Here is a 24,289-nt window from a genome sequence, read left to right on the forward strand (position 1 = left end):
GGACATCACCCTTTCACGGTGAGTACAGGGGTTCGAATCCCCTAGGGGACGCCATCCAAAGGCAGCGGTGTGACATTGGCACATCGAAGCCCGCCGGCGTCGGATTCGGCAAATTGCATACAAGGCCGGATGTCTTACGACATCCGGCCTTTTGCTTTTTGCGCGTCGCAATCGTGGCGTCGATTGTCAACGCACCATGGTGCGGGCTCTCTCGCAGGCCGCAGGCGCGAGTCTGCTGACGGTGACATCGTGATGAATGCGTGCCGGTGGCAACCGCGTGTGGTGCAAATCCGACAAAAGGGCCGGTTTTTCGCCAGAAACGGGCTTGTCACGCCTCTGCAGCGGCCCGGGGGGGACCGTATGGGGACGGTGGCGCGCTACTATCGCGCCCAACCTTGGTGCAAGGTGCTCGGTACAGCGGGGATCAGTCTGACGAGCATCAATGCCGTGGTGGGGGGAAGGTCATCAACCTTGACACGCTGTGACTGAAGTTGGCTACCATTCGTCACCGCGCTGATATTCGCTGAATATACGTCGGACGCCAACGTAAAAGTCTTTTGCAATCTCCGGCGCTTTCGATGTGTTCCGACCTCATGTCAGAAACTGGCCCGGCCGGTGTTATCCCGGGCTGACGAGCACTGTGCGCCGCGATGGGTACAGGCTCCGACACCAGATGCAATTCTATGAAAGTCCTGTCTATCTTCGGAACGCGCCCCGAAGCAATCAAGATGGCGCCCCTCGTGACCGCACTGGATCGGGAAGCGAGTATCGATAGCGTCGTGTGTGTTACGGGGCAGCATCGTCAGATGCTCGATCAGGTCATGTCGTTGTTCGACCTGAGTGCGAAGTACGACCTCGAAGTCATGGTGCCGAATCAGACGCTCAACGGTCTGTTCGCGCGCGCCATCGAACGCGTCGATGCCGTACTCGAAGCCGAGAAGCCCGACTATGTACTGGTGCATGGCGATACGAGCACGGCATCGGCCTGCGCGCTGGCCGCGTTTCATCGCCGCATTCCCATCGGTCACGTCGAGGCAGGGCTTCGCACGGGCGATCTGGCCAAGCCGTTCCCGGAAGAAATGAACCGTCGTGTGGTCGACGCCATCGGCAACTGGCTGTTCGCGCCGACCGCCACCTCAAAAGCCAATCTGCTGCGCGAAAACCTGCAGGGCCGCATCGCGGTCACCGGCAACACGGTGATCGATGCGCTCGCCACGCTGACGTCGCGGCTACGCGACGATTCGCCGCTCGCGAAGGAAGTCGCCGCGCGCTATCCCTGGATCGACGCCGATCGCCGCCTGCTGCTCGTGACGGGACATCGTCGCGAGAGTTTTGGTGACGGTTTCCGCAACATCTGCGCGGCGCTGGCCGATCTGGCACGGCGCAAGGACTTGCAGATCGTCTACCCGGTGCACCTCAACCCGGCCGTTCGCGATGTCGTGATGACGGAACTGGCCGGGTTCGACAACGTGCACCTCATCGATCCGCTCGATTACGTGGATTTCGTCTGGTTCATGCAACGGGCCTACGTGATTCTTACGGACTCCGGTGGAGTTCAGGAAGAAGCGCCGTTCCTGGGCAAGCCGGTGCTGGTGATGCGCGACGTCACCGAGCGCCCCGAAGCGGTGGAAGCCGGGACGGTGGCACTCGTCGGCGCCCATCGCGAGCGCATCGTGGCGGGCGTCACACGCCTGCTCGATGACCTGGCGTACCACGCGTCGTTCTCGCGACGACTCAATCCTTACGGCGACGGCCACGCGGCCGGACGCATCGTCGACGCGCTGTGCGGGCGCCCGGTCGTGGAGTTCGATCCCGGCCAGGCGGGTGCGTCGCGCGCCCGTTGAACACGAGCGCCGACAGTGTCCAAACCCCTGCACGCGAATTCGCCGGTAGCGCCGGCGCCGTTCCACTCCGTGATGTCGCGGTTGCGCGACGTCACGCCTATCCACGGAAGAGCCATGCCGTTGTCCAACCCGATGACCCTCCAGAGTGTTCCCTCCCGCCAGCCATCGCGTGCCTTGCGCACCGTGAGCCGGGCGACTTCGACCCTGCTGTGCGGCGTGCTTGCCGCCGGCGCGTGGCTGCCCGGCATGGCGAACGCAAGTGCATTGGGCGACGGTATCCGGTCGCTGGGCACGGGCGCGAACCTCACGCGCAGCATCGCGCTGGCCGACCTGGGCATTACCGCGCCGGTGGTGCTCTCGGGCGACGCCAATCAGGACTTCTACCTGCCGGTGCCCAAGGGCCTGCCGCTGGCCGATGCGTCGATCTCGTTCGACGGCCGCTATCTGAAGGGCGAAAAGGGCCCGGCGTCGTTCGTGCTGTCCATCGACGGACAGCCGATGACCTCGCAATCGATGCCCGACGGTGACGGCCCGCTCCAGCGCACGCTCGCCGTGTCGTCGCGTCCGCGCGAGAACGGCTTCGTGCGTCTGGGTGTGAACTGGCATTCGCGCACCGGCACCAACCGCTGCGAGCCGGACCAGTCGCTGGCCAACTCGGTGACGATCACGCCGCAGACGCGCCTGACGTATCGCGTCGACCAGAAATCGGTGAGCAGTCTCGATGATGCATGGAGCACGCTGCCGGGTGCGCCCGCGCTGCTCGTTGCGTCGAAGACGCTCACGAAGGAAGCCTTCGACAGCGCCTGGCGTATCGGCGTTGCGCTCGAGCGTAACGGCAAGCGCGTGGTGGTGCGCGCACTGCCTGCCGTCGGCGACACGGTCGACACGCGCGACGTGGTCGTGCCCGCGGCGCTGGCCGGGGTGCCCGCGTTCGCTGCGATCAAGGACAACAACGCGGCCCACAAGCTGGCAAACGACGCCGAACTGGGTGCGCTGCTCGCCGTTGGCGCACCGGCCGTGAGCGGTGAAGTCGCCGTGGCCGACGCCGCGCTGCGTACGCGTCTGGCCGCCGCTTTCGACGCGCTGCAAGCGCAACTGGCCAACGACAGCGACGCTGCCGAGGCGTTCAAGACGTGGCGCGCGCAACGTGCCGCACTGGCCACGGAAACGCTGGGCGCGAAACAGGTCCGCCTCGTGTCGATGGGCGCGCAGTCGGTCATCGCCATTGCGGGCGATGCCGGCGCCCAGGCCGCAGGTCTGTTCGACGACTCGCTGCGCCGTATCCTGCTGACCAACAACGTGACCGCGCCGATCGCGCACACGCCGGACATCGAAGACAAGCAAGTGGTGCGTCTGTCGAGCCTGGGCGGCTCGTCCGACAGCTTCGATGTGCTTGCACGCGGTGACTGGACCGTGAGCTTCCCGCTCTCCACCGTGGCATCGGGCGGACGCATGCCGGGCGAAATCTCGCTGTATCTGTCGGCGGCGCCCGGACCGGCGGCTTCCAAGCCGGTGGCGACCGTGTTCTGGAACGGCATTCTGCTCGCAGCCAAGCAACTGGATGCCAATGGCCGTCCGGAGCAACTCAAGGCACGCGTGCCGGGTTATGCGCTCGGCGTGAACAACACGCTGCGCGTGTCGGTGCAGCGTCAGCCGTACTCGGCCGACTGCCACGAGATTCCGCAGGCCTATCCGGTCAATGTGTTGCCCGCCGCAAGCTATGTGCGCCCGGGCAAGGCCGAACCGGACGGCACGTTCGTCGGCTTGCTGCCGCTCATGGCGGGCAACCCGCAACTGATCGTGCCGGAGCGCTATCTGCAATCGGCGCCGGATAACATTCGTCGCGTGATCGGTATTGCCGCCGCCAGCGGTCTGTCGCCGTCGCGCGCCGAACTGACGGTCGCGGCTGCCGACAAGAGCGTGAAGCCGAGCAAGCCGTTCGTGGCGATGGAAGTCGCGGTCGACGGCGCGAAGCCTTCGGCAGTCGTGACCGATCGCCAGCGTCTGGAGATCGGCGGCAAGGACGCCAAGTGGCTCGACATCACGGGCCTGCAACGCCTGTCGACGGCGGAAGTCGTGCGCGGCGGCGGTCAGGACGGTCTGCTCTGGTATGCCATCGGTGAGACCAAGGCCGACGTGGGGGTACCGTTCCTGCTCAATCGCGGCAACCTGGCGATCATCGGACCGGCCGGTCCGGTGGCCTGGATCGACACGAGCAACCCGGACGCCAGCGAGCCGCCGGGTGCCGGCGAGAGCGCGTTCTACGAATGGCGTCGTTATGTTTCGTGGGGTGTGCCGGGCATCGCCATCGCGTTGCTGGTCATGCTGCTGATTCTTGTGCTGGCACTGCGTGCGGGCCGCAAGAAACCCAACAGCCATTGATCGGTAGAGACACGTCACCGTGATCTCCTCGCTCTATTGGCCCTATCTGGTCGCCGACTACTACCACGCGCTGGAAATTGCCAGCGCGGTGGTCGGTATCGTCATCCTGCTCTCGAGCATCGACGACCTGTTCGTCGATGCCTGGTACTGGGGACGCCAGATTTACCGCTCGCTGTTCATCAAGCGTCGCTATACGCCGTTGCAGGCGTCGCAACTGCGCGAGGCGCGCGAGCAGCCGCTCGCGATCATGGTGCCGGCGTGGCTCGAGTACGACGTGATTGCCGCCATGCTCGAGAGCATGGTGGGCACGCTCGAGTACAAGAACTACATGATCTTCGTCGGCACCTATGCGAACGACGCCAAGACGAAGAACGAAGTCGAGCGCATGCGCCGACGTTATCGCCAGCTCGTGCACGTGCAGGTGCCGCACGACGGTCCGACCTGCAAGGCAGACTGTCTGAACTGGATCGTGCAGGCGATCTTCAAGCAGAACCAGTCGCAGCCCGAACCGTTTGCGGGCGTGATCCTGCATGACAGCGAAGACGTGCTCCACCCGTTGGAGCTGAAGTATTACAACTATTTGCTGCCGCGCATCGACTTCATCCAGTTGCCGGTGACGTCGCTCGAGCGCGAGTGGTACGAACTCGTCGCGGGCACGTACATGGACGAGTTCGCCGAATGGCACACCAAGGATCTGGTGGTACGCGAGAGCCTGTCGAAGATGGTGCCGTCCGCCGGCGTGGGCACGTGCTTCTCGCGCAAGGCGCTCGAAGAACTGGCCGCCGAGACGAACAACCAGCCGTTCAATACCGACACGCTGACCGAGGACTACGACATCGGCGCGCGCCTGGCGCGCAAGGGGATGAAGCAGATCTTCGGCAAGTTCCCGGTCGAGTACGTGGTCAAGCGCGCCGGACTGTTCGGTTTCGGCAAGGAAAAGGTCTCCACGATTCGCATGCCGCTGGGCATTCGCGAGTACTTCCCCAACACGTTCAAGACAGCGTATCGGCAGAAGGCACGCTGGACGCTGGGCATCGGTCTGCAGGGTTGGGCGCAGGTCGGATGGCAGGGATCGCTCGCCACGAAGTATCTGCTGTTCCGCGATCGCAAGGGGCTCGCGACGTCGTTCATCGCCATTCTTGCCTACGTGCTGTTGCTGAACTTCCTGATCTTCCTGGTCGCCGACAAGTTGGGCTGGTGGACGATCTACTATCCGTCGGTGTTCCCGCCGGGTGGCTGGCTGGTCACCCTCATGGGGATCAACGCGGTGGCGCTGGCGCTGCGTGTGTTCCAGCGCAGCTTCTTCGTCCTCCACATGTACGGCTGGGAGCATGCGTTGCTCGCCGCGCCCCGCATGGTGATCGGCAACTTCATCAACGCAATGGCCGCCGCACGCGCGTGGCGCCTGTTCATCGTCCATCTGGTGACGGGCAAGCGCCTCGTGTGGGACAAGACGATGCACGATTTCCCGTCGACCGATCAGCTCACGCAGCAGCGTCAGCGTCTGGGCGAGTTGCTGTTGTCGTGGCAGGCCATCGACGAAACCAAGCTGTCGGCGGCGCTTGAGATGCAGGCGCGCGAGAAGCGCCCGCTTGGCGAGATTCTCATGGAGTTGGGCTGGCTCGACGAAGCGACGCTTCACGAAGCCATCTCGTTCCAGCAGGGCGCGGTGACGCCGCCCGAGTCGTCCACGCCGCCCACGCCGCCCGTGCCGTCAAACGAATCTCCCTCCGCTGCAACATGATGCCGCCTTTCCGAACGCTCCTTCTCGTCACGGCGATGGCCTGCTGCTGGTCCGCCGGACCGGCCACGGCCCAATCGTCGGCACGCGCGAGCAAGGCCACCGCCGAAGCGCCCCTCACCGGGCAGGCGTGGAAGTCCGCCGATCAGGCGTACAAGAGTTATCAGGCCGGACGTTTCGCGCAGGCCGCCGCCGCCGCCGCGACCGCCGTGCGTCTGCGCCCGGACGTGCTGCGTCTTCGCCTCCTGCTCGTGTACTCGCTGCAGCGCGCGGGCAAGCTCGACGAGGCTGTGAAGGCCGTGGACGACGCACTGAAGTACGGCTTCGATTCGCAGGCGTTGCGCGACGCGAGCACCAACCTGCGCTCGACGCAAGCCGCAGGTCCGCCGCCGACGGAGGCTTACCGCCGCGGTTTCCCCATCGCGACGCAGGCGTACACCGAGTACAACGCGCAGCAGTACGTCGAATCGGCCACGCACGCCGAGCAGGCGTTCCGCATCGATCCGACGCAAGGCGCCTGGGCGCTGCTGTGGATCGGTGCGCTCGAAGCGCAGGAGAAATTCCAGGCGGGCGTCGATGCGGCAGATACGGCGCTCACGCTCGGCGCCCCCAATACGGTCGACCTGAAGGCGCGGATGCAGGCGCTGCGTGCGCGTATGGCCGTGGAGCCTGCGTCGAGCGGGTATCAGTCGATCATCGACAACAAGCCGGGCGACGCGATCCCGTTCGCGCTCGAAGCGGTGAAGCTCGCGCCCGACGACGACAGCTACCGGTTGCTGCTGATGTCGGCCTACATGCTCGACAATCAGCTGGACGCCGCCGAAGCCGCCGCCAGCGATGCACTCAAGCAGAACGACGAGAACACGGTAGCGCTGGAGATGCGCGCTTATCTGCGCCAACTCGCCGGGAAGAAGGCCGGGGCCGATGCCGATTTCGACGAAGCGCTCAAGCAGGACTGGCTGGACGAGGGGCAGCAGCGCAACGTTCGCCTGATCGCGACCGATGCCGCGTTGGCGGCAGGCGACCACGCGCGTGCGCTGGCGTTGCTCGCACCGCTCGACCCGAAGGACGAGTCGGTCAAGAAGCGCCTCAAGCTGGCGCATTCGGGCAAGCGTGCGCCCGCGCAACTGACGCAGACCAATTTCCCGCCGCCGATCCAGGACCCGCGCGAAACGCCTTACGGCACGGTGTATGAACTGCTGCCGTACGACGCCGTGGGGTATGGCGGTCCGTCGGCGCAGGCGTACGCGGCCTACGATCGCGAGGATTATCAGGAAGCGATCCGGCAGGCACGCAAGGCCGTCGCGCAGGATCCGAAGAGCCCGATCTACCAGAACCTGCTGACGAGCACGCTCGCTGCCGGGGACTCGTCGCAGACGAAGGAAGCCGGTGAGCGCATCGAACAGGCGCTGGCCGAGAAGCCGGGCGATCCGGATCTGCTGATCCAGCGCGGTTATCTGCGTCAGCGTATCAACGAACCGGCGCTCGCCGTCGACGATTTCCGCGCCGCGCGCGCGACCGGCAAGGCGCCGCCGGCGCTGATCATCGACGAGGGTTATGCGCTGTCGGCAGCCGGTGACAAGGCGGCGGCGGAAGAGACGTTCCGCAGCGCCATCGATCAGTACGACGCGAAGAAACTCGCCCTCACGCCGGAGCAACTCTACGACACGCGCAGCGCCATCGCGGATGTCTCGCGTCAGTGGGGCGCGACAGTGTCGATCGGCTATCGTGGGGCGCGTCCGGCGGGCGGCGCCCTGGGTGGCGCAGCCATCTCGGTGCCGGGCACGGCGGTGTTCAGCACGGCGGAAGTGTTCTGGCGTCCGCGCGGCTGGCTGAACTCGAACGACCGCGCTTTCGAAGTCTACGGACAGTTGAGCAACACGCTGTTCGACGCAGGCGGCCGGACGGTTGCGCAGTCCGGTGTCGATCCGTGTACGGGCGCGCCGCTGAATATCGATCCGACGTCCAACGGCGGCCGCTCGGGCTTTCCGACCACGGTCGGCATTCTCGGCGTGCGCTTCACGCCGTCGACCGACTTCGGCCTGACCCTCGGCCTGGAGCGCCAGTTCCTGCTCGGCTCGGCAACGCGCTCGGGCACGTTCCAGCCGATGCGCCAGGACTTGCAGTGCGCGCTGAATACGGCCAACCAGACAGCCAACTACCACGCCAACGCCGGCACCGGCGGGTGGCAGGCGTATGCCACCTACGGGTACTACATCGGCACGGCGCTCCGCATGGACCAGCCGAGCTGGTTCACGCTGGAGAGCTACGTGCAGGCGGGCTACTCGTGGCAGGATCTGCCGTCGCAGTTGTGGACGACCGATAACACCACGGGCGCTCCCGTGACGAACACGTCGGGCACGGTCAAGCGTCGTCAGTACTTCGCGGCGTGGGAAGTGCGTGCCGGCCAGAGCTTCCGGATGGACTCGATCGACGAGCATCTCGTGCTCTATCCCTACGCCGTGTTCGGCGGCGACTGGATCCGCAACGCCGACTCCGTGGAAGGTCTGCCGATCAACGGTGTGAACAGCTACGACCTGCTGGGCAATGCGTCGTCGTGGTCGATGGGCGCCGGTGTGGGCTTCAACATTCGCTACTTCTTCCGGTCGGATCACTACAACGCCGCCCGGTCCTATGTCGATTTCGCAACACAGTACCGCTTCAACGTGGGCGGCGGGCAAGCCGACCGGGCCAAGGGCCTGTTCATGACGTTCACGCTCTCGTATTGAGATGCCGAGGCGCCACCGAATTCAACGATGTCGAGGAGTTGCAACATGACCCCCTATGTTTCCCAACCCAACGTGCGACGCCGCCTCAGTGCCGGCATGCTGCGCTGCCTGACGGCATGCGCACTCACGCTGGCCTTCGGCGCGGCGCAGGCGCAGGACGCCTCGACGCTGGTGCTGCGCGGCAAGGACAACTGGCTGTTTCCGGGCTGGGGCAGTCTGACGCAAGTCGACACGAAGGGCATCGATGCCAACACGGCGCTGGTGCGCGAGGCGCGCGACGCGCTGGCCGCCCGCGGCATCAAGCTCGAAGTGCTGCTGCTGCCGGACAAGTCGCTCTTCTATCAGGACAAGCTCCCGGACGGGAAGGTCATGAGCCCCGAGGTCAAGGCGCGCTACAAGACGATTCTCGGCAAGTTGCAGGAAGCCGGCATCACGACCTTCGACGACGAAGTGATCCTGCGTCGCATCAAGGAAGGCGGTCAGGACGTTTACTACCGTACCGACCAGCACTGGACGCAGGTTGCCGCCGACGCCACGGCCGAGGCGACCGCCGTGATGATTCGCAAGGACGTGCCGAACCTGACGGGCGAAGCCGGCACCGGCATGCCGCTGGGGGCGATGGTCAACGATCGTCGCTTCGGCGATCTGGCCGAACTGTTCCTCACCCCCGATCAGCGCAAGCAGGTGGGCCGCGAGGTCTTCACGGTGCGCCGTCCGTCGGAAGGGCAGGCGCTGCTCGACGATGCCCCCGCGCCGGTACACATTACGGGCCACAGCATGATGCAGCCGTACTTCGGCTTCCCGCAGAAGCTGTCGAACGTGCTCGACCGTCCGGTCTCGGTCAACTGGAAGCCGGGTAACGTCGGCCAATGGGTCATGCTGCTCGAGTACGTGGAGTCGCCCGCGTTCAAGCAGACCAAGCCGCAGGTGCTGGTCTGGCAGATCTTCGAGCCCGCCTATTCGCAGGGCCCGGATGCTGCAGGCCTGTGGGACAACGCCTCGATCATGTCGCCGGATGCGTGGCGCAAGCGCCTGAAGGCCGCACTGGGAAGCTGACGACGTGGCTGAGAACGAAACCCCCCAAGCGCCGTCGCATCGACCCACGGCCATCGTCATGGCCGTGCTGCTCGCGGCCGGTCTGGCCTGGGGCATCTGGACACTCGCCACCGCGCGGCTAGATCGTGACCAGCTCGGCATGCGTGCGTGGCTCGACGGCCATGCGGGTGCGGCCCTGAACAAGTCGCTGCGTCTGCCCGGGCAGGCAACGGTCGAGACGTGGAACGCGGCAGTGCGCTATCGCCTGCTGGGCGACGTGGGCGATCAGGTCGCGATGGGCTGCCCGCAGTGGATGTTCTATCGCGACGGTCTGCGCCCGAAGCCCGGCACGCATGACGTGGTGTTCCAGGACCGTTTGCGGTTGATGAATGACTGGCTCACGAACGTGCGGTCGCAGGGCGTGAAGGTACTCGTCGTGGCCGTGCCGGACAAGGCTCGCATCGAGTCCGCCCATCTGTGCGGTCAACCGGTGTCGGCTGCCATGCTCGCGCGCATGGACACCGTGAAGTCGATGCTGCAACGCGAAGGCGTGCCGTTCGTCGACCTGCGTCCGACGCTCGCCGATGCCCCGCAACCGATGTTCTTCCGTACCGACGTTCATATGAACGCGGTGGGCGCGAAGGCGGCGGCCGGTGCTGTGGCGCAGGCCGGACTGGCGCTGCTTTCGGGCAAGGGCGATCAGTCCTTCGACGTCGGTACCCCGGCGGCGGCCGCGGCGCGTGTTGGCGACCTGCTCACGCTGTCCGGGCTGGCGCATGCGCGCGACGGCTGGCGCCCGCGTCCCGACATGGCGCAGGCGCAGCATATCGCGCCGGTGCGCAGTGGCGGGTTGCTCGACGATACGCCACCCGTCGAGGTCATGCTCGCGGGTAGCTCGCATGGCCGCCGGAGCAATTTCGCCGAATGGCTCGGCGTCGATATGGGGCGCGAAGTGTGGAACGTGAGCATGGATGGCGGCGACTTCGCCGGTGCCCTGACCGCGGCCCTCAAGCAGCGCGCCACGTGGCCCAAGAGTCTGAAACTGGTCATCTGGGAGTTCTCGGAGAACTCGCTGTCGCTGCCGCTTAGCGACGACGAGAAGTCCGCGCTGGCCAGGTTGCCTTAACCGCAAATGGTCAAAACGTCGGGAACGTCGAGAACGTTCCGACACGGTCCGAAGCACACGAAACGCGATAACCGATGCTGTTCAACTCCTACCTATTTCTGTTGCTGTTCCTGCCGGTGGCGCTGGCGGGACACTACATCAGCGGGGCGATCAACCTGCGTCTCGCGGCGTTCTGGCTTTGCCTGACGTCGTTCGTGTTCTACGGCTGGTGGAACCCGCAGTTCGTGGCGCTGCTCGCAATCTCCATCGCGTTCAACTACGCCGTGAGTCAGGGGATCCTGCGTAACAGCGGACGCGCGCGCTTGCAAAGCGCCATCGTCACGCTGGGGGTGGCCGTCGATCTGGCGGTACTGTTCCACTACAAGTATTTCGCGGCGCTGTTCAACTTTTTCCACGACCTCGGCCTCACGCACGCGTCGGTCGACACGCTGATCCTGCCGCTGGGCATTTCGTTCTTCACGTTCACCCAGATCGGCTATCTGCTCGACTGCCGCGCGGGTCTGGTGAAGGAGCGCAGCCTGCTGAGCTACGTGTTGTTCGTCACGTTCTTCCCGCACCTGATTGCAGGCCCGATCCTGCATCACAAGGAAATGATGCCGCAGTTCGCGCAGCGCGAGAACTACCGCTTCAAGGCCGAAAACCTGTCGATCGGCGGCATTCTCTTCGTGATCGGTCTGGCCAAGAAGGTGTTGCTCGCCGACGCGATTGCGCCCTACGCCGACGCGGGTTTCGCGTCGCCGGGCGATCTCCAGTTCTGGGCGTCGTGGGGCACGAGCCTGTGCTACGCGCTGCAAGTCTATTTCGACTTCTCGGGCTACTCCGACATGGCGCTGGGGCTGGCGAAGATGTTCGGCATTCGTTTCCCGCTGAACTTCAATTCGCCTTACAAGGCCACCAGCGTCATCGATTTCTGGGCGCGCTGGCACATCACGCTGACCCGCTATCTCACCTCGTACCTGTACTATCCGGTGGCGATGGCGATCTCGCGCCGCCGTACCGAGCGCGGCCTGCCGGTCGGCTCGGAAGGCGCACGCACGCCGGGCGGCTTCGCCAGCACGATCGTCGTGCCGACGCTCTTCACGATGGGGCTCGCGGGCGTGTGGCACGGCGCAGGCTTCCAGTTTCTGGTGTTCGGCCTGTTGCATGCTGCCTATCTGTCGATCAATCACGCGTGGCGCATTTTCGTCATCGGTCGCAAGCCGGCGTCGCGCAAGATCAACTGGCCGGCGCATATCGCTTCGGTGGCACTGACGTTCGTGGCGGTGCTCGTCGCGCAAGCCTTTTTCCGCGCCGAAGGGGTGCACGATGCCATGTCGCTGCTCTCGGGCATGATCGGCCTGCGCGGCTTCGAGGCGTGGCCGTCGCTGGCGTATCTCGACGGCGCGAGCTTCGGCGACGGGTGGCGTTTGCTGATCGGGCATCATCTGCAACTGGCCTATGTCGTGGTGCTGCTGGCCATCGTGTGGTTCACCCCGAATGCGCACCAGATTCTCGGCAAGTACTCGCCCGCACTGTTCAAGGTGCAGGAAGCGGCGCGCGAGTTCATGCGCTGGCGGCCGAACACGGCATGGATGTCGGTGACGCTGGCGTTGCTGTTCCTCTGCCTGGTGAATCTTCACAAGGAAACGCGTTTCCTTTATTTCCAATTCTGATCGCGGTTCGTCTGCGGGAGTCGTTACATGAATATCAATGACATCGAAAGCAAAGTCGCCGACATCATCGGCGATATCGTCCTCACGAAAGTCGAGCCGGACACGCTGCTGATCGACTCGGGCCTGGTCGATTCACTCTCGGCGGTGGATGTCGTGCTCGCCGTCGAACGCGAGTTCGGCTGCAAGATTCCGCCCTCGGAGATCGACGTCTATCTCCAGTCGGTGCATACGCTCGCGGCGTTCATCGCCGAGCAGAAGGGCCTCTGATTTCCGTTGTCTTTGCCGAAGGGGGCAACAATGCGTTTTGATTTCGAGCGGATGGATTTCGTCGACGGCGCAGTGCTGCCCGAAACGCCCGCAGTCACCGATGCGCAGGGCACGTTGACGTGGGGCGAGTTGCGTCACGCCACCGAGCAATGGATGGCGCGCGCCACCGCCGCCGGGGCGTCGCCCGACGTGCCGCTGGTGATCTCCGGCCACAAGGAGTCGGCGTTCCTCGCCGCCATCCTGGGGTGTCTGCGCCTGGGCGTTCCCTTCGTGCCGGTCGACGTCATCAACCCCGCGCAACGCATCGCCCGTATCGGCGAGCTGGTGCAGGCGGGGTTGCGCTTCGATGCCCAGGCCGACACGTTCGTGCCGACCGGCGTGACAGGGGCCGTGCTCGCCGAGCGCGGGTTGGCCTACATCATGTTCACCTCCGGCAGCACGGGCGACCCGAAGGGGGTGCAGATCGGCCGCGAGAGCGTGGCGCTGTTCGCCGGCTGGGTGCGCGATGACGTGAAGCCCGGCCCGGCGCCGGCGTTCATGGACCAGATGCTGTTCAGCTTCGATTTCTCGCTGTTCAACTGGGCCGGCGCGTTGGCCACGGGTGGCTGCTGCGTGCTGTGTCCGCGCGAAATCATTGCGGATCGCGATGCGTTTGCCGCCTATCTCGCAAAGACGCATGTGAACGTGTGGGCATCTACGCCTTCGTTCGTGCGCCAGCAGTTGCTCAATCCCGAGTTCGATCACGCGCATCTGCCGGACCTTCGCATGTTCGTGTTCGGTGCCGAATCGCTCACGCCCACGGTGGCCGAGGCGTTGTGGCAGCGCTTTCCCGATGTGCGCATCGTGAACTCGTATGGCCCGACCGAAGCGACGTGCTCGACGACGTGGGTGGAAATCGATCCGGCATTGCGCGCCGCCGCGCCGTTGCCGTTCCCGATCGGCCGGGCCAAGCCCTATGCCGAGGTGTTCATCGACGATGGCGAAATCTGCATGGCAGGCGACCACGTCATGCGCGGTTACCTGAACCGGCCGGATCTGAACGAGACGCGTCTGTTCATGCACAACGGCAAGCGCGCTTATCGCAGTGGCGACCTTGGCGAGATCGATGCGCAAGGGCTCGTGACATTCCGCGGCCGTCGCGACGACCAGATCAAGATGCACGGCTATCGGATCGAACTGGCGGAAGTCGATGCCTCGCTCGCCACGCTGCCGGGCATTCGCGCCGGGGCGGCCGTGGCACTGCGCCGTCCGGATGGCGTGATCGTGCGCATGATCGGGTTCGTCGAACCGGAAACGAGCGGGCCTGCGGGCCTGCATGCGCTGCCCAGCGCGCTGTCGGAATGGAAGACGCTGCTCGGCCGCCGCCTGCCGCCCTACATGATTCCGTCGGAGTTGCTCGTCTGTCACGGTTTTCCGACGACGAATAGCGACAAGGCGGATCGCAAGCAATTGGAAAAGATGTATCTCGAGGCGCGCGCGCGCCCGGGGAATTCAGCAAAACCGGAGTCACAGGAATGAAGACGCTGCGTCACTTAACGTTGGCATGGGTGCTGGCGAGCACCGGGGTCGGCATCGCGTCGGCCGAGGGCATCTTCTCGCGGCTTTACGCGGCGCGCCCGCCGGTAGGGTCGTCGTTCGTGCGGATCGCGAATCCGGGCACGGCAGCCATGCGCGCGCAAATCGCCGGCGGACCGGCGCAGACGCTCTCGGGCGAAAAGATTGCGAGTACGTATGCGATCGTCAAGGGCAATACGGCGTTTCCGATCGTGATCGACGGCAAGGCCGCCGGTACGCTGCAAGTGGCGCCCGACACGTTCAACACGCTGGTGCCGCGCAAAGAAGGCGGCAAGGTCGTGTTCACCGTGCTCACGGATGCAGGGGGCACGCAGGACGGCCTGAAGGCAGAACTGCGCTTCTACAACCTGAGCGCCGATTGTGCCGGCGGACAGTTGAGCGTGAGCCCGTCGGGGCCTGCATTGTTCAACAACGTGGCGCCCGGCGCCTCGGCGGCGCGGGCCATCAACCCGGTGAAGGCATCGCTGGTGTCGGCGTGCGGTAGTGTGGCGTCGAAGACGCTGGCGCTGCCCGCGCTGGAACCGGGCGATCACTTCAGCCTGTTCCTCGTCGGTACTGCCGCAGCGCCTGTGCTGCGTGGACAGTTGAGCGCGACGGATACGTATCAGCGTCCGGAATGATGCCAGGCCGCCCGCGCGGCGGCGCGGGCGGGTCGCGCTGATGGTTTGACTCGCAGCACGGTCGCTGCGGCGTCAGGCCAGTGCGGCCTTCCATTGGCGCAGCAGCGCCTTGGACTCGGGCGTGTCGTCGAGCGCCCACGGATCGATGGCGAAGGCGACGATACGCGTCGCACCGTAATCCTTCGCCTTTTCCCACTGGCGCTTCACGCGGCTGAAGCTGGCCGCCTTCGCATTGAATTCGGTGCCGTCGTCCTTCTGTGAGGGCAACTCCTCGAACAATTCCAGAATGAGATCGAATGGCGCACCACGGGCCACGAGCATGTCGCGTAACGGCGCGAGCGAATCGTAGTTGCCCATGCCCGCCACGCCCACGCCGTCCTGGATCATGGGGTGGAGTGCGGTGCGATCGAGCAGCATGCTCCACATGCCGGCGAGCGTGCCCGTCGTTGGCAAGCGGCTATAGTAGGTGGAAATCGTGGGGGCCTTGCCGCTGGTGTCGACGGCCGCCGTCGAGAATCCGGCCAGCCAGTTCGCAAGCTTGTCGCGTCGGGCAGGCCGCGCCCAGTCGTATTGCTCCAGCTCGTAGGGGATGTACCAGCCGCGAAATGCCTTGTGCTTCGGCCAGGCGGCGCTTTGCATGTAGGCGATGCCGCGCTTGCCCGTGTGCCTGAGGAAGTTGTCGAGTGCGGCGTCGTCCGGCGTGCCGATGGCTGTCCACCAGCGTTCGTCGTAGGGGGTGCCCAGGTGCACGCCCATGTCGAGCGCCGCGCACTCGTCGAGCAGGATGCGAACGAGCTTGTCGCTCGCAATCCATGTCTTGTCCGGCTCGCCGTCGATGCCGACCCACTGCACGAAGATCTCCTTGCACCCGAGCAATCGCGTGACGGTGAGACGCTCGCGCCATTGTTGTGGCGTCCATTCGAGGTGGTCGCGCCAAAGCTGCACGAAGCTGCCGCCGATTTCCGGGGGCGGCGTACACGCCGCGAGCGGCAGGCAGGCGGCGAGCGCTGCGGCCTGCAGGAGGCGGCGACGCGTCGGGGAGAAAGGTCCGGCAAATGGCAGAAACATCGTTAGGCGGGCCAGTGGTTGAGGGAAGCGGCGAGGTCTATGGCGCGTGTGTTTCGACGGTGCACATTGGCGTGTGCACGCAGGCAGGCATCTTATCGCAGTGGCGTGACGGAAGTGCTGCGGGACGGCGCGGGAACGAGGTGGCATCGTCGGGGCCACGACGCGCGATTCGCGCCGCATCGGGCCGCCGACCAGCCGCCGACTGGCCGCCAACCGGCCGCCAACTGGCCGGAACGGATGCCGGTACAATATCGCCTTTGCACGCGATATGGCGCCCGGTGCGCGCCACGCATTTCCTCTCTCGCGTGCGCCGTCGTGAAATTCCCATGAGCAAACCCGCCCTCACTCTCAAGTTCAAGTGCACCAAGTGCGCCAAGCCGGTCACGTTGTATCTGCAAAAGACAACGGCGTGCTCGCACATCACCCCGTATCAGGGCTGGTGCAAGTGCGGTCAGTTGATGCGTCACGCCACGGGCGACAAGGATGCCGTCGCGTCGTTCGTCGACTCGATGGACCCGCTGTGGTCGCATCACCACCATCACCATCATTGAGCGGCACAGTGCTTGTGTGCGCATGGTGCCCGGCGTGCGTCCCCGGCGCGTCCCCCTGGGTTGAGGGAGGCGTGCGGTGACGACCGTGCCGGCAACGTGGCGACCCGTGCCCAAGGACCCGATGCGCTTCATCGCCGCGTATCCGGCGGGCGTGCTCGCGCAGGTGCGCGAACTGATCGATGCGGGACGTCTCGGTGCGCATCTCGACAAACGCTATCCGTCTCGCCATACCGTGCAGACCGACCGTGCCTTGTACGAGTTCACGTCGGACATCAAACAGGAATTCCTTCGCAGCGCACCGCCGATTCACAAGGTCGCTTACGACGCGAAGATCGATGTCGTGCACCACGCCCTTGGCCTGCATACCGCCATCTCGCGCGTGCAAGGCAGCAAGCTCAAGGCAAAGAAGGAAATTCGCGTTGCGTCGCTTTTTCGCGAGGCGCCGCCGGAGTTTTTGCGGATGATCGTCGTGCACGAGCTGGCGCACCTGAAGGAAAGCGATCACAACAAGGCGTTCTACCGCCTGTGTGAGTTCATGGAGCCCGCTTACCATCAGCTCGAGTTCGACACGCGGCTGTTTCTGGTTCGGCGCGAGGTCGAAACGCCGTCTCCGGAGACCGACTGAGCCTTCGTCGTGATGGCGTGACGCCATGACCTACGCAACAAAACACAACGCCCGCCGGCATGACACCGGCGGGCGTTGTGTTTTGCGCGGTGACGCAGCGATGCGCCACCGCCGCGAAGCGATTACTGCGGATATACCGTATCGTTCGCAACGGCCGCGCGCTGGCCCTGCTGCACGCGCAGCGGCGGCGCTTGCGTGACGGTGGCGACACGGCCGTCGTCCAGGCGCACGGTAATGCGATAAAGCACGTTCGGTTGACCCATGCTGTTCTCGATGCGGTTACCCGCGATACCGCCGACCACGGCACCGGCGATGGTCGTGGCGGTGCGTCCGCGTCCGCCGCCCATCGTGTTGCCGAGCAGACCGCCCGCAGCTCCGCCGAGCACCGTACCGAGAATGTTCGGGCTGTTATTCGGGCCGTTCAGCTGTTCGATCGACTGCACGACACCGTAAAGCGCACCTTGCTGCTGTTGCTGCGGCGGTTGCTGGAAGCCCTGCTGATAGCCACCGGGTTGTTGGTAGCCTTGTTGGTAACCCGGCTGTTGATATCCATACTGCTGGCCCGGCGCCACGCAACCGGCCAACATGACGGCGGCCAGTGCCGCGCTGATTCCCGTAAGTGCTTTGATGTTCATTTTGGATCTTCCTCGTGAGCGTGAGGTAAAGGCGGCGTCACTGCGAAGGGTGGGTGACGTTGCGCACAATGTGGCACATCTATTGCGACCACGACGCGGAATGTAGGGTTCCGCAGATCTTTCTGCTGTAAGAAAAGGTAAGCGTTTGTAATGGCGGGCCCGCGCGCGGCGAGCCGGGGTCACGCGGGTTGGCCGTTCGCGACGCGGTTCGAAGCGTTTCTCGATCATATTCCCATTGCGTGAGACGTGGGGTCATACTCTGCGAATGCTTAATCGCAAAGTGGAATGTCCTCATATTTGCCAATATTTAGGCGTGAATATGACGATATGCAACGGAAATTCGCGATCTAACGCGGGAATCGTCTAAGCATATAACCAGAAAGCACTTGGTCGTAACGGTACCAAGCGGTAACATCGCGACCTTTGGTGCCGGGCTTGAGCCCGCCGCCCTCTCCGACGTTTCCCCAGGTTCAGCCTCATGTCTGTCGACGTTTCTCTGTCTCCCGCCGCGTCTGCCCACGCGAGCCCTGCGGCCTCGGTCGCGCGTAGCGGCGGCGCTGCCGTCATTCGGTCTGCTGCCGACGTTGCACAACTCGTCAACGAAGGCGGTGCACGCGTATCCAATGCCCGCTGGATCGTGGCGATCGCGCTTGGCGGTGTGTTCCTCGATGCCTACGACCTCGGTGCGCTCGCCTTCGGCCTGAAGGATGTGGCACGCGAATTCAACCTCACGCCCGCGGGTACCGGGATGGTGGCATCGGCCATCACGTTCGGCGCGATCGTCGGGGCGTTTCTCGGTGGTTTCCTGACCGACCGCATCGGTCGCTATCGCGTGTTCATGGCGGACATGCTTTGCTTCGTGATCGCGGCCATCGCCTGCGCCCTGGCGCCGAACGAATACGTGCTGGCAGGTGCGCGCTTCGTGATGGGGCTCGGCGTGGGGATCGACTTGCCGGTGGCGATGGCATTCCTCGCGGAGTTCTCAAAGCTCAAGGGACGCGGGAACAAGGCCGCGCGCGTGGCGATGTGGTGCCCGACCTGGTATGCGGCGATCTGCGCATCGTATCTGCTGGTGCTGCTGTGCTATTCGGTGCTGCCGTCGTCGCACAGCGCGCTGCTGTGGCGGATCATTCTCGGTTTCGGTGCGATCCCGGCGCTGGCGATCATTGCCGTGCGCAGCCGCTACATGAGCGAATCGCCCGTGTGGGCGGCGAATCAGGGCGACCTCGAAGGCGCCGCGAAGATTCTGAAGCGTTCTTACGGCATCGACGCCGTCGTGGCTGCCGATGCAGAGCGTGCCGCGCCGAAGCGCCCGGCCGCGTGGAGCAACTACGGTGCGCTGCTCAAGGGCGTGTACCTGCGTCGAACGACGCTGGCGACGATCATTGCGGTCGCGTCGTCGTTTGCCTATAACGCGGTGGCTTTCGGGCTGCCCGTGATCATCGCCAGTTTCCTCGCGCAGTCGATGCTGACGACGATCCTGATGTCGCTCGCCCTGAACCTGCTGTTCGCGTTCACCGGCGGCCTGCTCGGCGTGCGTCTCGTGCCGAAGGTCGGTGCGTGGAAGTTGACGGTCGTCGGCTACGCGTTCCAGTTGACGGCACTGGTTGGCCTCGCACTGGTGGGCAAGCCCGAGGGCGGCGTGCAGGTGGCATGGGCGTTGGGCTTCCTCGCATTGTTCCTGCTGGGGCAGGGCTTCGGGCCCGGCGCGCACTCGATGACGTTCGCATCGTTGAGCTATCCGACGTCGCTGCGCGGGGTGGGTGTCGGCTTCAACCAGACGCTCATGCGCGCCAGTTCGACCGTCTCGCTGTTCCTGTTCCCTGTGCTGGCGGCCGCGCTGTCGACGAAGGTGTTCTGGGTCATCGCGGTTGCCCCGGCCATCGGTCTGGCGGCGCTGCTGGCGATTCGCTGGGAACCGTCGAACTATGATGTCGACGCCGAGGACTTTTGAGGGGCGTTGAGGTAGGCGTCGCGCGGTAAGACCGCGGCGACGCGCCGGAAAGAGACGGCCGCCAACCGATGATCGGGGCGGCCGTTTTTCATTGGGTACGCAAGTGCGTGCGGAATCAGCGCATGATCGGCGAGAAGACGCGCTCGCGTTTCATGAACGGATCGATGTCACTCGCCCGATTGCGCTGCCGAGAGCAGGTTCGCTTCCCGTTCATCTCGATGCATTCGGTCGTTCCCATCGCGTTCTCGCCTTCGCGGGTGGCGTTGGGGCCGCTGACGGCAGCGTGACCCGTGCCGAACTCGCGCTCGAAGGCCCGGCGAGTGGCGTCGCCTGGCGCGGGGGCGATGGCTGATGGCGGTGCGCGGTGCGACTGATCGGTGATGGCGCGCTCGGCACTTGCGGCGGGAGGCGAGGCTTTCGATCCCGGCAGCGCACCGGCCTCGCGTGCGACGTCGGCACGCCAGTCGAGGGTAGGGGGTTGTAACGCGGGCGGTGCGCGGGTTACCGACGTGTCCGATTGCGCGGGCGCGGCGGCCGAGCGTGTCGTGCGAGTGGCCGGCGTAGGTGATGGTCTCCCTCGTGTCGTTGTATCGCGATGCGGTGTCAGCGCCGATGTCGTTGGCACGGCAGGCGACGCTTGCACCGGCGGGGGCAGGATCATCGCTTGCATGGCGGGGCGTTGCGCCGACGTGCCACGCAAGTCGGGTAGCGTCACGGGCAGCGTTAGCCAAGCGAGACCATGCAGCGCCAGCACGGCCAGCGCAATCCAGAGGGTTCGGCGTGTAACGCCACCGTCACGCGTTGGAACGAACGCACGCGTATCGAACGATGGCAGTGAACCCGCGAAGCGTGGCTCGAGAGACGGGATCGATGGAGGTGACAAGGGCAGGCACAGGCGTTGTGTGCAACCAGATGGGGTATCGCATTCTGGCACACGCACCGATGCCGGGCAGGGCAGCCCGAGAGACTGGGACATCCCCCATGAAAAACGGCGCTTCGAAGGAAGCGCCGTGCTCTGGTTGCGTCGTCGATGTGATTCGGATGCCGCCGTCGCGCGGCTCGGCTCGGCTAGCTCGGCCGGGACGGCGTACTCCCCGCGAGCGCAGCGCCTCCGCCCATGATGTAGTTTTCCAGTTGATCGATCGTGAACTGCTGTTCCGTGATGATGGCCTTGACCAGGTCGCCGATGGAAACGAGCCCCACGAGCTCGCCGTCTTTCATGACCGGCAGGTGACGAATACGGTGCTTCGTCATCAACGTCATGCATTCTTCGTTGGTCTGTTCCGGGCTCACATAGCGCACGGCGGAGGTCATCACGTCTCTTACCGGTGTGTTGACGGACGTTCGCCCCATGAGTGCGACCTTGCGGGCGTAATCGCGCTCGGTGAAGATGCCGACGATCGAGCGGTCGTCTTCGCTCACCAGCACCGCGCCGATACGGGCTTCGGCCATCAGGGTCAACGCATCGAGTACCGAATCGGACGGGCGCACTTTGTAGACGGATTCGACCGACTTGGACTTCAGGATCTGAGCGACTGTTGTCATGGTCATTCCTCCTGGGACGGCTGCGGATACTTACAGAATAGATGAGTGCTCGCGAAGCGTCATGCTCGCATTGTCCCGGAGGGGGCGGGACGCGGCAAGACCAATGGCGCACGGCGTTGGGGGAAACCGGTGCGCGCACCCGGGTGTTTCGGCTCGCCGTAGTGCGATTGGTGCATTGCGCCACAATTCGGTGTCAAAAGCCGCCAAAGTGGCCGGTATGGGGCATTTTTCCAACACGGGCGTCGGAGAAAGGCGTATCCTAGCGGGATCGGCGAAAATTCGCCGATCATCGCCTGACGATCGCGAAATGCTTTATCGGCGCCGCTGACAGCCATGTCCTGCGAGCCGGATCACTCGCTGTGCCGATGACGCGGACCCCTTCGGTCTTCGCCCTCCCGACACGCACTGCTCGTCATTGCGGCACTGCCGCAATGTGCCTTGCTCCTTCGAACCATCGCCGCTTTCGGTGCACCGTTTGCCTGTATGGCCGGTCGACCGGGTAGGCTCCTTTTGGCGTTCGATGTGCACCCCCGCTAGTTTTCAGGGTGCGGGGGCGGTATTGGCGAACGAACTTACAGTAACACCGGTGCTGCGCCTCGCGAGCGGCACCCACAAGAGGACACGATATTGGCCAAGGAAGAACTGATCGAATTCAGCGGACACGTTTCGGATGTGCTGCCGGATAACCGCTTTCGCGTGACGCTCGAGAACGGCGTGGAAGTGGTGGCATATGCGAGCGGCCGCATGCAGAAGAACCGCATCCGCATTCTCGCGGGTGACCGCGTGACGCTGGAAATGTCGCCCTACGATTTGAGCAAGGGCCGCATCAACTACCGTCACAAGAATTAAGTCAGCGAAGACGTCTGGCTTTTGCGCGCAAGGCGTTGCCCGTCACGGGCATAGCCATGGCGCGCATAGAAGCGATGCGCGGCGACCCGGTGGTCGCTGCTCGTCACTTCGAATTTCACACATCCCCGCTCGTTGAACCACGCGTGTGCGGCCGCCATCAGCGCGTGCCCGACGCCCGAGCCTCGCACATTCTCCTCCACCACCAGCGCCGTAATGCGCCCCAGACGCCCCGCCAGATGGAACAAGGTGAGCGCGTGTAATCCGATGCATCCCACGATTTGCCCGGTTTCGTCCAGCGCGACGAAGGCCGCGTCGTCGCCATTGGCCGATGACAGCGTGATGTTGCGGCGGACGATCTCAAGCGGAGTCTCGTAGCCCAGTTGCTGCAGCAGCGTGACGATGCGTGGCGCGTCGTCGTCGGTGGCAAGGCGGGTGCTGGGCGCAGGCATCGGCATGTCAGAGCTGTTGGAAGCGATCGAAACGGCGGTTGGTGTATTCCACTTCACTCTCGAAATCTGTCACGCGCGCCCCGGGCGGGCCGTGTCGCATCCATTCGAGCATCTTGTCGACCTGATCGGGCGTGCCTTGCACCACCGCGAGAATGTCGCCCTCGGGCAATGCCTGAACCCAGCCGCGAACGCCGATCAGATGCCCCTCGCGCACGGCGGCCTGACGGTAACCCACGCCCGTGATGTTGCCGCGCAGACGCACGGCAACGGTTTCGAGCGAGGCACTGGACGAAATTGACTTCATGGCAGCAAACGAGGAAAAACAGGGACGGCCATTCTAAGCCTTCGCAGGCACGAGTCGCAGCCGCGTGATCTCCGACGGCGCGCCGAAGCGCTTGGGCGGCCCCCAATAGCCCGTGCCCCGGCTGACATAGATCGCCAGACGGCCGAGGCGGTGCAGCCCATGGACATACGGTTGTTGCAGCGGCACGAAGTACATCCACGGCCAGAATTGTCCGCCGTGAGTATGACCTGAGAGTTGCAGATCGAAGCCCGCTTCCTGCGCCGCCGGCGCGCTGCGCGGCTGGTGGGCCAGCAGCACGCGCGGCACACCCATGGGGGCACCCGCCACGGCCGCCATCGGGTCGCTGCGCTTTTCCGGGTCGAAGTGGTGGGCGGTGAAGTCCGTCACGCCTGCCACGGTGAGCGACGCGCCCTCGTGGTCGAGCACCACGTGTTCATTCTCCAGCACCGTCAGACCGATGCGCCGTAGCTCGTCGACCCAGGCGGGCGCGCCGGAGTAATACTCGTGATTGCCCGTGCAGACGTAGGTGCCGTGGCGCGACGTCAGCCGGGCGAGCGGCGCGATGTGTTCGCGCAGCGCCGGCACACCGCCATCCACCAGGTCGCCGGTGATGGCCACCAGATCGGGCTTGAGGTCGTTCGACGCCTCGACAATCGCTTCGATATACCGACGGCGGATCGTCGAGCTGACGTGAATATCGCTCAATTGCACGATGGTGAAGCCCCTGAGCTCGGCGGGCAACCCGGCGATCGGCACGTCGACGTCGACGACGCGCGCCAGACGCCGTGCGTTGTAGAAGCCCAGTATCGTGGCCACCGCAGTGAGCGCCAGCACGATGACCGCCGAGCGCACGATCAATTGCGGATCGAGTACGGAGAACGCCATCGCCACGCCGAGCACCACGTCGCGCAAAAGTGTCAGCACGAAGAGCGACGAGAAGATGCCGATGGCGGTCATGCCGCTCCAGGTCAGCAACGTCGCCAGCGGCTCGCGCTGGATCGCGCGGCTCATCAGGCCAAGGGGAATCAATACGGTCGACGCCACGAGCCACAAGGCACCGAGCACCTTCCAGCCGATGGCGACAGGCAGCGGGGTGAGCAGACGCCAGCCGATATATGCGTGCAACAACGCGATGAGGGCGAGCATGACCCAGCGCGGGCGCGCGGGCAACGTGCGTCGCGAGGACTTGCCGTGCGTATGCGCCGCACCCGGGGGTGGGTGCGAAGTATCAGAAGCGTGAGACGGTTGCGACATGGTGAAGTCCGGTAGGAATTCGGGGCGACGTGGCCGTTATGTGGGCGCGTCGACCAAATACAAGGGCTAAATACAGGGGTCAAA

The 24,289-nt window shown here is 64.8% G+C and carries 21 protein-coding genes; 14 read left to right on the top strand and 7 right to left on the bottom strand.

The genetic code is table 11. The annotated features are described in order from the left end of the window. The first annotated feature begins 683 nt into the window (after positions 1 to 683). The 10 genes from wecB (at position 684) to ABWO90_RS18955 (ending at position 14,971) form a co-directional block, all read left to right on the top strand. Positions 684 to 1,844: a non-hydrolyzing UDP-N-acetylglucosamine 2-epimerase gene (gene wecB / locus ABWO90_RS18910; RefSeq protein ID WP_353192770.1), complete on the top strand. Its 1,161-nt coding sequence runs from the start codon at positions 684 to 686 to the stop codon at positions 1,842 to 1,844. Positions 1,845 to 2,090: 246 nt separating this feature from the next. After that, a complete protein-coding gene (locus ABWO90_RS18915) occupies positions 2,091 to 4,226 on the top strand; it encodes a hypothetical protein (RefSeq protein ID WP_502922662.1) in 2,136 nt (711 codons plus the stop codon). A 19-nt stretch (positions 4,227 to 4,245) separates the two neighbouring features. Then, entirely contained in the window at positions 4,246 to 5,970 is a 1,725-nt protein-coding gene (locus ABWO90_RS18920; RefSeq protein WP_353192772.1) for a glycosyl transferase family protein, read from the top strand. After that, positions 5,967 to 8,696, top strand: coding sequence for an NfrA family protein (locus tag ABWO90_RS18925; RefSeq protein ID WP_353192773.1), 2,730 nt, complete (start codon positions 5,967 to 5,969; stop codon positions 8,694 to 8,696). Before ABWO90_RS18920 ends, ABWO90_RS18925 begins: the two co-directional genes overlap by 4 nt. Positions 8,697 to 8,741: 45 nt before the next feature. Further along, positions 8,742 to 9,752 (top strand): alginate O-acetyltransferase AlgX-related protein, encoded by a 1,011-nt coding sequence (locus tag ABWO90_RS18930; protein ID WP_502922659.1) that lies wholly within the window; start codon positions 8,742 to 8,744, stop codon positions 9,750 to 9,752. 4 nt (positions 9,753 to 9,756) lie between these two features. After that, positions 9,757 to 10,857 carry an alginate O-acetyltransferase AlgX-related protein gene (locus ABWO90_RS18935; protein ID WP_353192774.1) on the top strand — a complete coding sequence of 367 codons (1,101 nt, stop codon included), beginning with the start codon at positions 9,757 to 9,759 and terminating at the stop codon, positions 10,855 to 10,857. A 74-nt stretch (positions 10,858 to 10,931) separates the two neighbouring features. Beyond that, a complete protein-coding gene (locus ABWO90_RS18940) occupies positions 10,932 to 12,509 on the top strand; it encodes an MBOAT family O-acyltransferase (RefSeq protein WP_353192775.1) in 1,578 nt (525 codons plus the stop codon). A gap of 27 nt (positions 12,510 to 12,536) precedes the next feature. Then, entirely contained in the window at positions 12,537 to 12,776 is a 240-nt protein-coding gene (locus tag ABWO90_RS18945; protein ID WP_353192776.1) for an acyl carrier protein, read from the top strand. A 30-nt stretch (positions 12,777 to 12,806) separates the two neighbouring features. Continuing rightward, positions 12,807 to 14,294: an AMP-binding protein gene (locus tag ABWO90_RS18950; RefSeq protein WP_353192777.1), complete on the top strand. Its 1,488-nt coding sequence runs from the start codon at positions 12,807 to 12,809 to the stop codon at positions 14,292 to 14,294. Continuing rightward, on the top strand, positions 14,291 to 14,971 hold the full coding sequence (locus tag ABWO90_RS18955; RefSeq protein WP_353192778.1) for an alginate O-acetyltransferase AlgF: 681 nt from the start codon (positions 14,291 to 14,293) through the stop codon (positions 14,969 to 14,971). The genes ABWO90_RS18950 and ABWO90_RS18955 overlap by 4 nt, the downstream gene beginning before the upstream one ends. 72 nt (positions 14,972 to 15,043) lie before the next feature. On the opposite strand, the gene ABWO90_RS18960 is transcribed toward ABWO90_RS18955, so the two are convergent. Continuing rightward, positions 15,044 to 16,039 carry a DUF4434 domain-containing protein gene (locus ABWO90_RS18960; protein WP_353192779.1) on the bottom strand — a complete coding sequence of 332 codons (996 nt, stop codon included), beginning with the start codon at positions 16,037 to 16,039 and terminating at the stop codon, positions 15,044 to 15,046. A gap of 326 nt (positions 16,040 to 16,365) precedes the next feature. On the opposite strand from ABWO90_RS18960, the gene ABWO90_RS18965 reads away from it, so the two are divergent. Both ABWO90_RS18965 and ABWO90_RS18970 read left to right on the top strand, forming a co-directional pair. Then, complete coding sequence (locus tag ABWO90_RS18965; protein WP_039393487.1) at positions 16,366 to 16,590, top strand: hypothetical protein; 225 nt, start codon at positions 16,366 to 16,368, stop codon at positions 16,588 to 16,590. Positions 16,591 to 16,711: 121 nt separating this feature from the next. Then, positions 16,712 to 17,215, top strand: coding sequence for a M48 metallopeptidase family protein (locus ABWO90_RS18970; RefSeq protein ID WP_353192839.1), 504 nt, complete (start codon positions 16,712 to 16,714; stop codon positions 17,213 to 17,215). A gap of 122 nt (positions 17,216 to 17,337) precedes the next feature. On the opposite strand, the gene ABWO90_RS18975 is transcribed toward ABWO90_RS18970, so the two are convergent. Further along, positions 17,338 to 17,850, bottom strand: a complete 513-nt coding sequence (locus ABWO90_RS18975; protein WP_353192780.1) for an outer membrane lipoprotein — start codon at positions 17,848 to 17,850, stop codon at positions 17,338 to 17,340. 478 nt (positions 17,851 to 18,328) lie between these two features. Between ABWO90_RS18975 and ABWO90_RS18980 the strand changes: the two genes are divergently transcribed. Beyond that, positions 18,329 to 19,804 carry an MFS transporter gene (locus tag ABWO90_RS18980; protein ID WP_353192781.1) on the top strand — a complete coding sequence of 492 codons (1,476 nt, stop codon included), beginning with the start codon at positions 18,329 to 18,331 and terminating at the stop codon, positions 19,802 to 19,804. 115 nt (positions 19,805 to 19,919) lie between these two features. Here the strand turns inward: ABWO90_RS18980 and ABWO90_RS18985 are convergent, their stop codons facing one another. Both ABWO90_RS18985 and ABWO90_RS18990 read right to left on the bottom strand, forming a co-directional pair. After that, positions 19,920 to 20,558, bottom strand: coding sequence for a hypothetical protein (locus ABWO90_RS18985; RefSeq protein WP_353192782.1), 639 nt, complete (start codon positions 20,556 to 20,558; stop codon positions 19,920 to 19,922). Between the two features lie 314 nt (positions 20,559 to 20,872). Further along, complete coding sequence (locus ABWO90_RS18990; protein WP_353192783.1) at positions 20,873 to 21,349, bottom strand: CBS domain-containing protein; 477 nt, start codon at positions 21,347 to 21,349, stop codon at positions 20,873 to 20,875. Positions 21,350 to 21,976: 627 nt separating this feature from the next. Here ABWO90_RS18990 and infA point away from each other — a divergent pair. Then, positions 21,977 to 22,198: a translation initiation factor IF-1 gene (gene infA, locus ABWO90_RS18995; protein ID WP_039393473.1), complete on the top strand. Its 222-nt coding sequence runs from the start codon at positions 21,977 to 21,979 to the stop codon at positions 22,196 to 22,198. Here the strand turns inward: infA and ABWO90_RS19000 are convergent. Genes ABWO90_RS19000 through ABWO90_RS19010 form a run of 3 tightly spaced genes read right to left on the bottom strand, consistent with a single transcriptional unit; the run spans position 22,195 to position 24,097 of the window. After that, the gene (locus tag ABWO90_RS19000) at positions 22,195 to 22,653 is read right to left on the bottom strand and encodes a GNAT family N-acetyltransferase (RefSeq protein ID WP_353192784.1); all 459 of its coding nucleotides are present in this window, start codon (positions 22,651 to 22,653) and stop codon (positions 22,195 to 22,197) included. The two genes, infA and ABWO90_RS19000, sit on opposite strands and share 4 nt — an antisense overlap. A gap of 1 nt (position 22,654) precedes the next feature. Next, positions 22,655 to 22,951 carry an acylphosphatase gene (locus ABWO90_RS19005; protein WP_353192785.1) on the bottom strand — a complete coding sequence of 99 codons (297 nt, stop codon included), beginning with the start codon at positions 22,949 to 22,951 and terminating at the stop codon, positions 22,655 to 22,657. A 33-nt stretch (positions 22,952 to 22,984) separates the two neighbouring features. Continuing rightward, complete coding sequence (locus tag ABWO90_RS19010; protein ID WP_353192840.1) at positions 22,985 to 24,097, bottom strand: metallophosphoesterase; 1,113 nt, start codon at positions 24,095 to 24,097, stop codon at positions 22,985 to 22,987. Positions 24,098 to 24,289: the final 192 nt, after the last annotated feature.

Origin of the sequence: Pandoraea pnomenusa, assembly GCF_040391475.1 — a bacterium.
Classification (GTDB): Bacteria; Pseudomonadota; Gammaproteobacteria; order Burkholderiales; family Burkholderiaceae; genus Pandoraea; species Pandoraea pnomenusa_C.

Coding starts and splice junctions, on each gene's coding strand:
- wecB (WP_353192770.1), top strand. CDS start 684: ATGAAAGTCCTGTCTATCTTCGGAACGCGCCCCGAAGCAATCAAGATG.
- ABWO90_RS18915 (WP_502922662.1), top strand. CDS start 2,091: ATGGCGAACGCAAGTGCATTGGGCGACGGTATCCGGTCGCTGGGCACG.
- ABWO90_RS18925 (WP_353192773.1), top strand. CDS start 5,967: ATGATGCCGCCTTTCCGAACGCTCCTTCTCGTCACGGCGATGGCCTGC.
- ABWO90_RS18930 (WP_502922659.1), top strand. CDS start 8,742: ATGACCCCCTATGTTTCCCAACCCAACGTGCGACGCCGCCTCAGTGCC.
- ABWO90_RS18940 (WP_353192775.1), top strand. CDS start 10,932: ATGCTGTTCAACTCCTACCTATTTCTGTTGCTGTTCCTGCCGGTGGCG.
- ABWO90_RS18945 (WP_353192776.1), top strand. CDS start 12,537: ATGAATATCAATGACATCGAAAGCAAAGTCGCCGACATCATCGGCGAT.
- ABWO90_RS18950 (WP_353192777.1), top strand. CDS start 12,807: ATGCGTTTTGATTTCGAGCGGATGGATTTCGTCGACGGCGCAGTGCTG.
- ABWO90_RS18955 (WP_353192778.1), top strand. CDS start 14,291: ATGAAGACGCTGCGTCACTTAACGTTGGCATGGGTGCTGGCGAGCACC.
- ABWO90_RS18960 (WP_353192779.1), bottom strand. CDS start 16,039: ATGTTTCTGCCATTTGCCGGACCTTTCTCCCCGACGCGTCGCCGCCTC.
- ABWO90_RS18965 (WP_039393487.1), top strand. CDS start 16,366: ATGAGCAAACCCGCCCTCACTCTCAAGTTCAAGTGCACCAAGTGCGCC.
- ABWO90_RS18970 (WP_353192839.1), top strand. CDS start 16,712: ATGCGCTTCATCGCCGCGTATCCGGCGGGCGTGCTCGCGCAGGTGCGC.
- ABWO90_RS18975 (WP_353192780.1), bottom strand. CDS start 17,850: ATGAACATCAAAGCACTTACGGGAATCAGCGCGGCACTGGCCGCCGTC.
- ABWO90_RS18980 (WP_353192781.1), top strand. CDS start 18,329: ATGTCTGTCGACGTTTCTCTGTCTCCCGCCGCGTCTGCCCACGCGAGC.
- ABWO90_RS18990 (WP_353192783.1), bottom strand. CDS start 21,349: ATGACAACAGTCGCTCAGATCCTGAAGTCCAAGTCGGTCGAATCCGTC.
- ABWO90_RS19000 (WP_353192784.1), bottom strand. CDS start 22,653: ATGCCGATGCCTGCGCCCAGCACCCGCCTTGCCACCGACGACGACGCG.
- ABWO90_RS19005 (WP_353192785.1), bottom strand. CDS start 22,951: ATGAAGTCAATTTCGTCCAGTGCCTCGCTCGAAACCGTTGCCGTGCGT.
- ABWO90_RS19010 (WP_353192840.1), bottom strand. CDS start 24,097: ATGCTCGCCCTCATCGCGTTGTTGCACGCATATATCGGCTGGCGTCTG.